The organism is Sorangium sp. So ce204, from assembly GCF_051526795.1.
Taxonomy (GTDB): Bacteria; Myxococcota_A; Polyangia; order Polyangiales; family Polyangiaceae; genus Sorangium; species Sorangium cellulosum_B.
In genome coordinates this window covers 11,626,236-11,639,687 of record NZ_CP150317.1, presented here as the reverse complement: position 1 = coordinate 11,639,687, position 13,452 = coordinate 11,626,236, and the positions used below count along the sequence as shown (strand labels likewise).

General features: G+C 72.7%; 11 protein-coding genes. 8 read left to right on the top strand and 3 right to left on the bottom strand.

Annotated features, from left to right (window positions below; all coding sequences use genetic code 11):
* Positions 1 to 77: 77 nt before the first annotated feature.
* A complete protein-coding gene (locus WMF22_RS43930) occupies positions 78 to 773 on the bottom strand; it encodes a hypothetical protein (RefSeq protein ID WP_438033576.1) in 696 nt (231 codons plus the stop codon).
* A 1,035-nt stretch (positions 774 to 1,808) separates the two neighbouring features.
* On the opposite strand from WMF22_RS43930, the gene WMF22_RS43925 reads away from it, so the two are divergent.
* Positions 1,809 to 2,432: a hypothetical protein gene (locus WMF22_RS43925; RefSeq protein WP_438033575.1), complete on the top strand. Its 624-nt coding sequence runs from the start codon at positions 1,809 to 1,811 to the stop codon at positions 2,430 to 2,432.
* Here WMF22_RS43925 and WMF22_RS43920 read toward each other — a convergent pair.
* A complete protein-coding gene (locus WMF22_RS43920; RefSeq protein WP_438033574.1) occupies positions 2,414 to 4,519 on the bottom strand; it encodes a carotenoid oxygenase family protein in 2,106 nt (701 codons plus the stop codon). The genes WMF22_RS43925 and WMF22_RS43920 overlap by 19 nt on opposite strands.
* Positions 4,520 to 4,762: 243 nt before the next feature.
* Here WMF22_RS43920 and WMF22_RS43915 point away from each other — a divergent pair, with 243 nt between their 5' ends.
* From WMF22_RS43915 to WMF22_RS43905, 3 genes are all read left to right on the top strand, one after another.
* Positions 4,763 to 5,884 carry a site-2 protease family protein gene (locus WMF22_RS43915; RefSeq protein WP_438033573.1) on the top strand — a complete coding sequence of 374 codons (1,122 nt, stop codon included), beginning with the start codon at positions 4,763 to 4,765 and terminating at the stop codon, positions 5,882 to 5,884.
* Positions 5,885 to 5,969: 85 nt separating this feature from the next.
* Entirely contained in the window at positions 5,970 to 6,386 is a 417-nt protein-coding gene (locus tag WMF22_RS43910; RefSeq protein WP_437295862.1) for a hypothetical protein, read from the top strand.
* 33 nt (positions 6,387 to 6,419) lie between these two features.
* Entirely contained in the window at positions 6,420 to 6,860 is a 441-nt protein-coding gene (locus WMF22_RS43905) for a hypothetical protein (protein WP_437295861.1), read from the top strand.
* Between the two features lie 33 nt (positions 6,861 to 6,893).
* On the opposite strand, the gene WMF22_RS43900 is transcribed toward WMF22_RS43905, so the two are convergent.
* Positions 6,894 to 8,321, bottom strand: coding sequence for a sensor histidine kinase (locus WMF22_RS43900; protein WP_438033572.1), 1,428 nt, complete (start codon positions 8,319 to 8,321; stop codon positions 6,894 to 6,896).
* Positions 8,322 to 8,458: 137 nt separating this feature from the next.
* Here WMF22_RS43900 and WMF22_RS43895 point away from each other — a divergent pair, with 137 nt between their 5' ends.
* The 4 genes from WMF22_RS43895 to WMF22_RS43880 all read left to right on the top strand — a co-directional run bounded on the left by WMF22_RS43895 (position 8,459) and on the right by WMF22_RS43880 (position 13,433).
* Positions 8,459 to 10,657, top strand: coding sequence for a MopE-related protein (locus tag WMF22_RS43895; RefSeq protein ID WP_438033571.1), 2,199 nt, complete (start codon positions 8,459 to 8,461; stop codon positions 10,655 to 10,657).
* A 47-nt stretch (positions 10,658 to 10,704) separates the two neighbouring features.
* Positions 10,705 to 11,637, top strand: coding sequence for an ABC transporter permease (locus tag WMF22_RS43890; protein ID WP_438033570.1), 933 nt, complete (start codon positions 10,705 to 10,707; stop codon positions 11,635 to 11,637).
* Positions 11,634 to 12,287 carry a hypothetical protein gene (locus WMF22_RS43885; protein ID WP_438033569.1) on the top strand — a complete coding sequence of 218 codons (654 nt, stop codon included), beginning with the start codon at positions 11,634 to 11,636 and terminating at the stop codon, positions 12,285 to 12,287. Before WMF22_RS43890 ends, WMF22_RS43885 begins: the two co-directional genes overlap by 4 nt.
* A gap of 261 nt (positions 12,288 to 12,548) precedes the next feature.
* Positions 12,549 to 13,433: a zinc metalloprotease HtpX gene (locus WMF22_RS43880; RefSeq protein ID WP_438033568.1), complete on the top strand. Its 885-nt coding sequence runs from the start codon at positions 12,549 to 12,551 to the stop codon at positions 13,431 to 13,433.
* Positions 13,434 to 13,452: the final 19 nt, after the last annotated feature.

Below are 13,452 nucleotides of genomic sequence, written 5' to 3'. Positions count from 1 at the left end.
AAAGGAGGGGACTGGCGCGGCGCCGAGGGATCCTGCGACGTGGAGTCCCTGGCGCCGGCCAGCAGGGTGGGGTCAGATCACCACCCGATGCCGAAGCCGCCGCAGGGGTTGAAGCAGGGGTTGAAGGCCGGCACGAAGCTGGTGATCGACGTCGTGATCGCCGTCAGACCGCAGCCGCCGCCGAAGCCGCCGAGGCCGAAGCCGCCCCAGCCGAAGCCGCCCCAGCCGCCGCCGAAGCCGCCGATGCAGCGCTCGCCCTCACGCTGCCCGGTCTCCTGCCCGACCACGCCCGTCTGCCCCAGGCCGGCCTGGCCGAGCTGCGCCGGGCCCGCCTGGCCGAGCTGCGCCGGGCCCGCCTGGCCGATCTGCGCCGGGCCCGCCTGGCCGATCTGAGCCTGCGAGAGGTCGGACGCCTGGCCGAGCTGCGCCGGGCCTTGCTGCGCGTATCCGCCCTTGCTCGGGTAGCCGCCCTTGCTCGGGAGGCCCTTGGTCGGAAACTCGCCCTTGCTGGGCAGCTCGCCCTTGCTGGGGAGCATCGGAACGCCCTTCGAGGGCAGACCCTTGCTGGGGGGCAGACCGAGCTTGCTGGGCCCCATCTGGCCGACCTGAGCCTGAGCCTGCGACTGGGTCGCGTACCCGCCGCGCTCGTCCGCCTCCAGCGCGCTGTTCGCGGAGTCGACGCTCTCGTCAGCCATATCGAAGTCGTCGTCCGCGCCGACCGCGCACCCGGCACCGAGCGCCAGCATCATCGCGAAACCCATCGTCTTGTGCATCGAGATCATTGGTCCTCCCCGGTGTCCCTGATGAGCCTTGCGGCCCCCGAACACCTTGGTGCACCCCAGAGCAGGCTGTGTGCCTCGCTCTTCTGTGCAGAGGCTGCCGCTTCGCACAGCATGGATTCGCAGGATGGCGCCCGCGAATCAGGCGCTCCTCGCATCTGCGCTCCCCCGGGATTTCTCCGCGATTCAATCGCGGTGGATCCGGGCGAGCGCGGCGCGCGCTGGAGCACCGTCGCGATGACGATGGATAGGATAGAAGGCGCCCCGCCGCGCGCCGCGGGGCCGCGCGGGAAGAAGGAAGACGCGAGCGCGGCGCCCCGCGGCGCGGATCGCGCGCTCCCGCGCGGTGGCCGTGGCGAGCGGAGGTGTCCTCAAATAGGTAGAACCTCCCTCCGGATCCAGAAAAGAGCGGGCTCACGACGCGTCGACATCACGGGACGCAAACGGACGTGATCGAACCCAAACGGACGTGATCGGACGTGATCGGACGCAGGCGGATGTCATCGGACACAAACGGACGTGATCGGGCGAATTCGATGGCGCCGTCCAGGCGAGACATGCGCCCTGCGCCCTGCCTGCTCAGCGCCCCGCGTTCCGACACGTTTGTGCATCCCTCTGCCCGTGAGAGTGGAATTGTCGCTTCCGGTCGGAATCGGCCGCTGGAGCGCGACGCGACGCGGCGAGCGGGCGACGAGACCGCCCGCGTCGCAACAAGCCACTCCCGCTGCGCCGCTTTCCTGCTCCGGCGGCGGACGGAGTCGAATCGGCTGTTATTCCCACTTGCGCAGGACGTTCTGTAAATGGTCCAGTGGAGGATGTCGGTGACGGGGAGGGAGCATCTGATTGTGTAGTTTGCCCCACGGCTCTCGACGACTCGGTGGCGGGTTGTCTCATGTCGTCCGGGACGCTGGCTCTCCAGCGTGCTCGGCGTTGGCCGAACGGCGGTGGTGGAGCGCCGGATCGAGCTGCCCTGGCCAAGGTTTGCAGCATCGGCGCGCATCGGTCGCGGCGCCGTAACAGAGCAGAAACATGGTCCAGCGTCGCATCGCGGCCGTCGCCGCCTATCTGCCGGAGCGCGTCGTCACGAACCAAGAGCTCATCACCAGCTACGGTCTCCCTCACGCTGCGGACTGGCTGCACGAGGCGACGGGGGTCGCGGAGCGGCGCTTCGCCGGCGCGACGGAGACCACGCTTTCCATGGCCGCGGCGGTGCTGCGGGAGCTCATCGAGGTGGGGCGGCTCCGCGATCCCTTCGTCGATGTCCTCATCATGACGGGCGACGACGGCGGGGGAGGGGACGCCGGTGGGGCGGCCTTCGCCGCGTGCATGGCCGGCCTCGTGCCCGCGCTGACGATCGATCTCACGCCCGCTCAGGGCGGTTTTGCCGCGGCCGTCGAGCTGGCGAATCGGCACCTCGACAGGGGGTGTCGGCGCGTGCTCATCGTGGCGAGCGACGTGCGGTCGCGGCGCCTGCGCGAGGGGCAGCCGTGGGGCAACCACCAGATCACGGAGATCCTGGGAGACGGCGCCACGGGCGTGCTGCTCGAGCGGGTCGACGGCCTCGGGGCCGAGGTCCCCCCGCGCTGCGCCGAGCCGCCCTCGTCCCGCGGCTCCCAGCCTTTCCTCTCCGTGGCTCACGCGAACCGCGGATAGACCTCCTCCTCGAAGAGCGCCTTCACCTGGTCCCCGGGGGCCTCTGCCACGAACTCCTCGTAATCCTCCCGCACCGGCACCCTGTATCCACCCCTCCACGGCGCGACCGAGTTGAGCCACGCCGTGTGGAGGGTCAGCCCCGGCCGGAACGTCGGGTGTCCCAGCTTGCAGAGCGGCCCTCGCGCCAGGTTCGTCGCGTCGAAGATCCAGACCTCCGCGCGGCACGGCGTCGCGACGATCGCCACGACGTAGCCGTCCGTGTCGGCCCCGCTGCCGCCGCGCCGGGGGACGAATTGCAGCGAGCTGAGCCAGGACCCCACGGCACGCCGCGGGAACTCGTAACGATCCTCGATCCGCATCGCGCGGTGGTTGAACCGGAACAGGCTGTCGGGGTGGCCGCCCTCCGCGCGCATCCGGCGGAGCGCCGGGAGGGGGAGCGACCTGTGCGGGTGCGCCGCATAGAGCCGGTCGATGAACTCGGTCGACAGCTCATCCCATATCCCGCCGCCGCGCCAGTAGACGTTCTCGAGGCGATCGGGCGGCATCCACGACGCGCCCGTCTCCCGGTACGCATAGAGGCCGACGCCGAGCGCCCGCGCGGCATCGGCGAACACCGCCTGGTCCACGACGCGCTCGGCCGCCGCGTCGAGGGTATACCGGCCGATCCGGTTCACGTCCGCCTGCCCGAGCGGGAACAGGCCGCGCAGGCGCGGCGGCGCCGGCGTCTTGTCGGCGGCGTGCCGATCGCAGGGCCGGAGCCACTCCCCATGATCGGTCGCGCAGTTGTGCGCCGCGTGCACGGTGATGCGGTCCCCCGCGTCCTCGTAGTCGACGAGGAAATGGAGAGTCTCCAGCGGGACGACGACCCGCTTCACCACGACAGGCCCGCCGCCCGGCCGCAGCGCGTCCCTGCGGACAAGGTAGAACGTCGTGCTCGGCTCGTGGGGCATCGTAAGGAGCGACCGGACGAGGCGCTCGACCCCGGGGCTCTCCTTGGAGCCCCGGAACGCCACGCTCTCCAGGCCGATCCTGAGCGCCGTGTCCGCGAGCACGACCCAGCGCCGCGTCAGGCCGATCTGGTGCACGCTCTGCTCGATGCGCACCGGCGCGCCGCCCGGCAGGACCAGCGCGTGCCGCTCGGGCTCGTTGTGGCCGTCCCATCGCAAGAGATGCACGAAGTCGCCCGCCGGCTCGTCGAGCGCCACGCCGCCGAAGCGCGCCGCCTGCCGCGCGAGGAGATCGCCCGGCCCAGGCGGCGCGCTCGGGCGGAGGCGCGCGGGAAGGAGCTCGAGCGCCCGCTTGGCGAACGCCTCGATCCGGTCCGCCCTCGGGCGGACGAGCTGCTGCTCGATCATCGACGCGGCCGCCGCGGCGAGCCGATCCCACGAGCGCGGGAGCGCGCCGAGCTCGTCGAGCCGCGGCAGCGACGCGACGAACAGGTGGAGGAGCGAGCGGCCGTAGTTGACGGTGACGAGCTCGCCCCGCTCCGCGTCGAAGCACGGGTGCGCGCTCGAGAGCGTCATCGGAAAGGGGTGATCGACGGGCGCGGCCGGGTACCACGTGCTGTTGCGCCCGACCGGCGTGACGAGCTCCAGCGTGGCCGGGTCGATCTCGTAGGGCCTGCCCGTGTCGCTCGTGACGAGCAGGCGCGCCGGCGCGCGCGGCGCGTGCATGGGCACGAACGCGGTGTTGAGGTGGTTCCGCAGGCCGAGGTGCGGCGAGAAGCGGAGCAGCCCTGCGTCGCGGAAGCCCAGCGCCTCGAAGCGCGTGCCGGGGCGCGAGGCGGCGTCCGCGTGATAGCAGGGCGTGCGCGCGATCTTCGAGGTCAGCCGGACGGCACCGCCGCGGCCGAAGTCGAGCCGGTAGATCATCCCATTGCCATTGAGGATCGGCGCGCCGTCCGCTCTGGGCAGGTCGCCGTCCACCGAGCCGACGGGCCCGATCGCGAACACGTGGCCCGTGAGGTCCCTCGGCACGCCGCCCGCGTGGGATGACTCCAGGACCGCGAGCTCGACCTTCGTCAGCTCTTCCGTGCTCGCTGCCATCAATGCATCGGGGACGCGCTGGCGCATGACGACCTCGGTCACACCAAGCTACGCCAATCCGCGCGCGGCGTGGGCGCCGCGCAGCGCCGCGCGCCTACGAACACGCTCCCTCGCCGTGACTCCCGCCTGGGACGGACGCGCGCTGGCGCCCTCGCAGCGCCGCGCGCCCCTCTGCATTGCGCGGCGGCGCCGCGCGGCTGCCCTGGTCTTCGGCGCATTGGCGCTGTCTCGGCGGCTTGCGAAGGTGCTTGTCGGCCCCATCTGTACCTGTGGATCAGGAGGCACATGTTCGACCAGGGGCTGACAGTCCTGCGGATCCGCGGAATCCCGGTACGGCTGCACATCACATTGCTGATTTTCCTGCCGTACGTGGCCTATGTGGCGTCGTCGCAGTTCTCGTTGATCGCGTCGTCGCTCGGGATCCCGCGCGAGGAGATGCGCCTGCCGCCGCTCGCCTGGGGGGCGATCCTGGCTGTCGGGCTGTTCGTGGCGGTGCTCGTGCACGAGCTGGCCCACTCGTTCGTCGCGCTCAAGAACGGGATCCGGGTGCGCGCGATCACGCTGATGATGCTGGGCGGCGTCTCGCAGATGGAGCGCGACGATCCAGAGCACGAGGCGTGGATGGCGTTCGCCGGCCCGCTCATGAGCTTCGGTATCGCGCTCGCCAGCTACGTCGCGTATCGGCTGCTCCCCGCGCCGGCGGAGATCGGCGCCGCGCTCGTGGCCTTCGCGATCACGAACGCTCTCCTCGGCGCGTTCAACCTGCTGCCGGCCTTCCCGATGGACGGCGGCCGGGTGCTGCGCGGGCTGCTCCTGCGCCGTCTCGGGCGGACCCGCGCGACGCGCATCGCGACGGCGACGGGCAAGGTGATGGCGGTGGCCTTCGGGCTCTTCGGCTTGCTCTCGTGGAACCTGATCCTGGTGCTCATCGCGATGTTCGTTTACATGGGGGCGTCGGCCGAGCAGACGCGCTCCAGCACGAACGAGCTGCTCCGCGGCATCCCGGTCGCGCGGTTCATGACCGATCGGCTCGGCGAGGCGTATGCGGACGAGAGCCCTCGCGCGGTGGCCGAGCGGCTCCTGCGCCACAACCTGGTCGGCGCGCGGGTCATCGACGATCCCCGGGACGGCGCGGGGCGCCGCGAGATCGGCGTCGTCACGGTCTGGGATCTCGCGCGCCAGCTGCAGGGCGGCGCCGCGCCGGCGACGGTCGGCGCGGTGATGCCCGTGGATGTGCCGAGGGCGCACGCGGACGACGACGCGTCCCGCTCGTTCGACGCGCTGGCGAGCGGCGAGGCGAGCGTGATCGCGGTGCTCGACGAGGGCGAGCGCGTGATCGGCCTGGTGACGTCGGCGGAGATCCAGCGCGCGCTCGCGCTCGCCGGCGCGCTCCGCGCGGCCCGGTGAGCGCCGCGCCGGCGGAGATCCGGAGATCTCGAGTCGCGCCGCGCTGGCACTCGCGTTGCTGAGTCGCGCTCCGAGGAGCAATGACGTGAAGCAGAGCAACAACGTGACTCCGCCCGTGCGAGGGCGGTCCAGATCTCTCGGTGTGACGAGGGCCTCGCTCGCCGCGGCCGCGCTCGCGGTCGGCGCCTCGCTGCTCATGGGGTGTATGGGCACGGTCGGGACCGAGGGTGGGTTCGTCGTGTCCGGCGTTCCGGCGGTGCGCGCCGAGGTCGTCCCGGTGGAGATCGCCGCGTATCCGCGCGTCTTCTTCCGCGGGACGTATGCGTACCTGGTCGACGGCCGCTGGTATTACCCGACGAACCGGGGCTGGGTCATCTTCGAGGAGGAGCCCACGGAGCTCGAGCGCTACAGGCAGACGTACCGGACGTCGCCGCGGTACGTGCCGGAGCGCGAGCTGAGCTATCCGCGCGAGCGGGGGCGCCGTTACTACACACCGCGTTGACGGCGGGGCAGCAGCGAAAGGACGGGTACGAGGATGAATCAGGACAAGAGCGTCTTTCCCCTCTGCGGCCTCGCGTTATCGAGCTTCCTGGCCCTGGGGTGCATCGTCGACGTGGAGCCCAGCTCCCAGCGCCGGCCGCGGCCCGTGCAGGCCGTCGGGAGCCTGACGGTGGAGTGGACCGTGGCGAGCCGGATCGATTCGCGGGCATGCTTCCAGCACAGCCGCGGAGGAGCGGATTTCGAGCTGATCGTTTACCGGGGCAGCCGCGAGGTGGCGAGAGACTACGCGCGCTGCGACGACTTCAGCATCACCGTGGATCTCCCGCCCGATGAGTACACGGCCACGGCGACGCTCGTGGAGCGCGGCAACGACCGCCCCGTCACCACGACGAAGCAGGTGGAGGACATCAAGATCCTGCGCGGCGCGACGCTCAACCTCGACATCGATTTCCCGTCGAGCTCGTTCCTGCGCTAGCAGGTCGCTCGACTGGATGTCGACGGCGAGGCGTCAGCCCGATCGCGGGATCGTGAGCCGCACCCGCGTCTCCCCCCGCGGCCCGTCCTCGATGGCGATACCGTAGTTCGTGTGGGCGGCGATCGCGTGCGCCGCGATGAGCGGCAGCGCCGGCGGGCGGCCCTGGGCGACCGCCTCGAAGTCGCGGCTCAGCACGACGCTCCGCGCCGCGGCCGGGAGCGGCGGACCGGCGTCGTCGAAGGTGATCTCGACCCCGCTCGGGCCCTCGGAGAGGGAGACGAGCACCTCGCTGCCCGGCGGCGACGCGCTGATGGCGTGATCGAGCAGCGCGTGCAGCAGCACCGTCAGCGCGCCCTGCGGCACCACCTCCTGCGTGGTCTCCGGCGCCTCGACCACCACGCGCACGTCGTGGCGGGCCGCGCGCGCGAGATCGTCCTTCACGACGTCGCGCAGCACGTCGGCGACGTCGCAGTGGCGCGGGAACTCGTGGAGCGGACACGCCCCCAACCTGGCGAGATCACTGACGATTTCTGATGCCGCCGTCACGTGGCGCCCCACCGACGAGGCCGTCTCGCCCGCGTCGCCGCCGTGGGTCCGGAGCGGCGCGATGTCGCGGCCGATCGCCGACAGGATGCCGCGCAGCTGCGTGCCGAGCACGCGCACCGCGGCGACGAGCACCGCGAGGCTGTCGCCGCTCGGCGGCAGGTGCGACACCGGCTCGCTGCCGCCGAGCCGCGAGATGACGCCGGACAGCGACCCGCGCTCGCGCTCGCCCTCGACCCGCGAGAAGACCGCGGCGAGCTCGCGCGCGTACGCCTCGCCCTGGGCCTGCGCGGCGGCGAGCTCCTTCTTGAGGCTCTCGACCTCGAGGCGCTGGAGATCGACCTCGGCGGGCAGCGTCAGCGTCTGCATCAGGCCGTCGAGCTCGAGCCGGCCGCCGTAGCGCAGCGCCATGCGCGACAGCCACACCCGCTCGGTCTCGAAGTTCACGGGCGTCTCCGGGCCGAGGTTGACCCGGACGCTGACCTCGTCGCCGACGCGGTGGATGCTCACGTCGGGCGCCCCGGTCAGGCTCGAGGGGTCGCCGCCCTGCGCGATGAGCACCTGGAGCATCCGCCGGAGCTCGGTCTCGTCGCCGAACACGGTGGTCCCTTCGCCCATCTCGATCTGCACCCGCGCCTCGGGCGCGACCTCCCAGAGGAGGGCGGTCAGGTCGACGCGGCCGCGCCGCCCGCGCGGCAGGGGGCGGCCGTGGAGCGACGCGAGCATGCTCACCGCCTCGTCGAGCCGGTTGAGCGTGCTCTCGACGCCGCCCGAGCCGTCGTCCGGCGAAGGCGTCGGCGGCGGCGCGCTCTCGGTCGCGATCATCCCCACGCCCTGGCGGAGCTTCTGGGCGGCGCTCCGCGCCTCCTGCGCCAGCAGCCACGTCAGCTCGGGTCGGGTCAATCTGTCGCTGGTCACCCTGTTTTTCCCTCTATCCGCGACGCTCGGCGGAATCGCGCGCCATGATGCCAGACCAGGCGGTGCCCTGCTACGCTCATTGCCGCTCACCTCGTTCGATGCGGACTCACACTTCCTCCTTCTTGGCGCCTTCCTCCTTGACGCGTGTCGCTCTCCTCTGCGGAGCGGTCGCCGCGGCGGCGCTCTCCGGCGCCGCCTGCGCCTCGAGCGCCCCGAGCCCCTTCCCGTCGGCCGGGGTGGGCGGCGAGGGCGGTGAGGGCGGCGCTGGCGGCGCCGGCGGCGAGCAGGCTCCAGCGGACCCGACGCTGGGCGGCCCGTGCGTCGACGACGATCAATGCGAGGACGGATTTCCCTGCACCTTCGATGCGTGCGACACCGCCCTCGGGCGGTGCCGTTTCACGCCGGACGACAGCGCCTGCCAGAACGACGTCCACTGCGACGGCGTCGAGCGCTGCAACCCGCGGCTCGGCTGCGTGCCCGGCGCGCCGGTCGCGTGCGACGATCAGAGCACATGCACGATCGACGCCTGCGACGAGGCGACCAAGACGTGCTCGAGCGCGCCGCGCGACGCCGATCTCGACGGCGATCCCGACGAGCACTGCGGCGGGGGCGACTGCGACGACGCCGATCCCACGGTGTCGTCGGCGCAGCCCGAGGTGTGCGGCAACGATCGGGACGACGACTGCGACGGGCGCGCCGACGAGGGCGGCTGCGTGTCTCCGGAGCACGACACGTGCCTCGACGCGCTGGAGATCTCGGCGCCGGGCTCGTACGCGATGACGACGGCGGGCGCGGGCTTCCACTACGCGAGCTCGTGCGGCCTGCCCCGCCCTGCGAGCACGCATGACGTCGTGGCCGCGGTGATCTTGCCGCCGGGGCCGCCGGTCGACGTGGAGGTGACCGCGCGGACGGAGGCCCCCGACGCGGAGACGGAGGCCACGGACGTCGCCGTGACGCTCGCCGGCCAGTGCGGCGACGCCGCGACAGAGCTCGCGTGCGGGGGGCCGCACGAGACGGCGGACGGCGGCAAGCTCGCGAAGCTCCGCGCCCGCGGCCTCGGTGATCCGGAGCGGGCGACGGCGCTGCCGCTCTACGTGACGACGAAGGTGGGCGCGCCGGTCATCGTCGACGTGGCGTTCCTGCCGCCCGCGCCGGCGCCGGAGAACGAGACGTGCGGCACGGCGGCGCCCCTCTCGCCGGGCGCGCCGGCGCTGGCGACGATCCTCGACGCCGCCCAGGATCTCGGGACCGCGTGCGAGACAGGGCTCGGGGAGCTCGTGTACACGTTCGAGCTCGCCGAGCCCCAGGACGTCGATCTCTACGCGATCTCGACCGACGGCGACGGCGATCCCTCGCTCTCGCTGCGGAGCGCCGCGTGCGCGCTGCCGGAGGACGAGCTCGCCTGCCAGACGGCGGCGGCGCCGCACCTCTTCCGGCGGGCGCTGCCCGCGGGGGTGTACGCCGTGGCGGTCTCCGCGACGGCGCCGACCTCGGTGCTCGTCACGCTGGAGCTCTCGCCGCCGACCGAGCCGCCGCCGGACGAGGCGTGCGAAGGGGCGGCCGAGCTCGCGCCGAACCGGACGGTCTCCGTGTCGCTGCTCGGTCACCAGGACGACGTGGATCTCGGCTGCGGCCCGGCGGCCGTCGACGCCGTGTACGCGCTCGAGCTGCCGGTCGCGTCCGACGTGCTGCTCGTCGAGAAGCTGTCGGCCGGCGACACCGGCGCGATCGCCCTGTCCGCGCCGGCGTGCGGCGGCGAGGGCGATCGGCTCGCGTGCGGCGAGGGTGCGGTCACGCCGCTCCGGAGCGCGCGGCGCAACGTCGCGCCGGGGTCGTACCGGGTCGTGGCCGAGGCGCAGCTCGGCCAGCCCGTGAGCGTGACGGCGTTCGTCCGGCCGGCGGTGCCGCCCACGCTGGTGCCCTTCTCCGACGCGTGCGAGGGGGCGCTGGAGATCCCGGAGAGCGGCGGCTTCTTCCAGGGCAACACGGCCAACGCCGCCGCGGACTTCGACGCCGGCTGCGACCGCGCCGGCACGGCGGAGGGCGGCGCCCGGGACCAGCTCCTCCGGCTCACGCTCACCGCGCGCCGGCGGGTCGTGCTCGACATGGCCGGATCGAGCTACGACACGCTGCTCTCGGTCCGCCGCGGCCCGGGCTGTCCCGGCGTCGAAATGCCGCTTTCCTGCACGATCGGTACGGATCCCCAGCGGAGCTTCCTCGATCTCGTGCTCGATCCTGGCGTCTATCACCTCCAGATCGACGGCCACGCGCTCGCGCACGGCCTGTGGTTCCTGGACGTGCGGGTCGTCGACCCCGGGGACGGCGCCGGCCCCTGACCCGCGGCCCTTTCAAGCGCCCCCCGTCCCTTGCTAACGTCGCCCCGATGTTCGGCCGCATCTCTGCGATCGCCCTCAACACCTACCGGGAATCGCTTCGGGCGCGCATCCTCATCGGCCTCGCGGGCGTCGCCTTCGCGGTCGCGTTCTACTCGATCATCGTCGGCGCTTACACGCTCCGCAACGGGGCGCGGGTCGTGAGCGACCTCGGCGTCGCGTCGATCTCGCTCTTCAGCATCGCGGTCGCGGTCATCATCGGCGCGACGTCGCTGTACCGCGAGCTCGAGCAGAAGACGATCTTCCCGATCCTGGCCCGCCCGGTGCGCCGCGGCGAGTACCTCGTGGGCAAGTACCTCGGCACGCTGCTCACGCTCGGGGTGTTCATCCTGGCCGACGCCGGGCTCGTGCTGCAGATCAGCGCCGTGCTGGCCGGCCGCTCGCTGGCGCTCGTGGCGGGCGCCGGGGCCGCCTCGCTCGCGGCGCTCGGGCTCGTGGCGTGGCGCTCGCCGCTGGCGCGCACGTACGGGTTCATCCCCTGGGCGGCGGTCTTCCTCGTGCTCGGCGCGCTCTTCTCGGACGGCGCGCCGACCGAGCGGCGCGTCGTGCTCGCGGGCAGCGCGCTCGCGTTCCTCGAGGTCGGCATCGTCGCCGCGGTGGCGACGCTGTTCTCGTCGTTCTCGACGCCGTTCCTGTCCTCGCTGCTCACGCTGGGCGTCTTCCTCATCGGGCGCAACGCCGACTCGCTCGCCCGGCTGCCGGTGAAGTACTTCGGCCCCCAGATCAGCGCCGCAGGGCGCGCCTTCTCCAAGGTGGTCCCGAACCTTCAGATCTACGTGCCGCCGCGCCCGTTGCTCGCGGGCGAGGTCGCTGACGCGAACCTCCTCGTGTACCTGGGCTGGGCGGCGATCACGTGCGCCGGGTGGGCGCTCGTTCTGCTGTCGGTGGCGGCGTTCGTCTTCAAGAGACGCGACTTTCTGTGAGGCTCTCGGTCGTGCTCGGCGTGCTGCGCGGCCTCGCGGTCGCCGGCTTCCTCGTCGGCGCGGCGTCGCTGCGGGTGGTGGCCGCGGGCGAGCGGGAGATCGCGGAGAGCACGGACGCCCTGCGCGCCGGCGACGCGCACGCGGCGGCGCTCCACGCGCGGCGGGCGGCGGGCTGGTACGCCCCCGGGGCGCCGCACGTCCGCGTGGCGTACGAGCGGCTGATCGCGCTCGCGACGGCCGCGGAGGGCCTCGGTCGGGCCGACACGGCGCTCTTCGCGTGGCGCGCGGTGCGCACGGCCGCCCTGGAGACGCGGTGGCTCACGACGCCGCACGCCAAGGACCTGGAGCTGGCCAACGCGGCCATCGCCCGCCTCTCGGCGGCCGCGCCGCGCCCGCCGGGCACCCGGACCGAGCCCGCCGCGGCGGTCGAGCGGCAGCACCTCGCGGCGCTCGCGCGCGACGAGGCGCCGCGGGTCGGCTGGGTGGTCGCCCTCGTCGGGGCGTTCGCGGCGTGGGTCGCGGGCGCCGTCTGGGTGGTGCGGCGGGGGGTCACGGTGACGGGGCAGTGGGTGTGGCCGCGGGCGGCGCCGGGGCTCGCGGTGTGCGCGGCGGGCGTCGCGGTGTGGCTCCTGGCGATCTGGCAGGCGTGAGGCGCGCTGGCGGGCGCGTTCCGCGCTGAGCTCGCGTATCGCGGTGCCAGAGGTGGAATGGACCGCGAGGCGAAATGGGGCGGCGGGGCGAAATGGGGCGGGCCAGCAGGGCTGGCGGTCAGGACAGCCACAGGCGGGAATCCGCCGGACACGACATCTGCTGATCGGGGCGCGCACGGTATTGCAATGCGACGCGCGCGACACATCGATCTCGGGGGAGCGGCTCTTGCAGCGCTCCGTTCCGAGGAGGGAACGAAGTTCATGAAGAATCAGATCAAGACGATCCTGTTGCTCGGCGTCATGTCGGCAATCCTGGTGTCCATCGGCGGGGCGCTGGGGCCCGGGTACCTCGTCTTGTTCGGCGTGCTCGCGCTCGCGATGAACCTGGGTGCGTATTTCATGTCCGACCGCATCGTGCTCGCGGTGCACCGAGCCGCCGAGGTCTCGCCCTTCGAGGCCCCGGGGCTGCACCGGATGGTGGAGGAGCTCTCGAGTCGGGCGGGGATCCCGAAGCCCCGCGTCTATGTCATCCCGGACGCGCAGCCGAACGCCTTCGCCACGGGGCGCAACCCCGAGCACGGCGTCGTGGCGGTGACCGAGGGCATCATGCAGCTCCTGAGCGAGCGTGAGCTGCGCGGCGTGCTGGCCCACGAGATCGCGCACATCAAGAACCGCGATATCCTGGTATCGACGATCGCGGCCGCGTTCGCCTCGGGCATCACGTGGGTGGCCCATGCCGTGAGCTTCGCCGGGATATTCGGCGGGGCGTCGGACGACGAGGACGGCGCGAGCCCGCTCGGCGGGCTGGCCCTCGCGATCGTGGCGCCGATCGCGGCGACCCTCGTGCAGCTCGGCATCTCGCGGTCACGCGAGTACATGGCGGACGAGCTCGGCGCGAAGCTGTCCGGGGACCCGGAGGCGCTCGCCAGCGCGCTGTCCAAGCTGGAGCACGGCGTGGCGCTCGTGCCCCCCGAGGCGGCGCGCCCGGCGACGGCCAGCCTCTTCATCGTCAACCCGCTGGCCGGGGCTGGCTCGGTGCTGAAGTGGTTCTCGACGCACCCGACGACCGAGGAGCGCGTGAGCCGGCTGCTCTCGATGGCGTCGAGCGGCCGGACGGCGCGGGGCTGGACGAGCGTGATGGCCTGACGGCGGGCAGCGGCCGCCT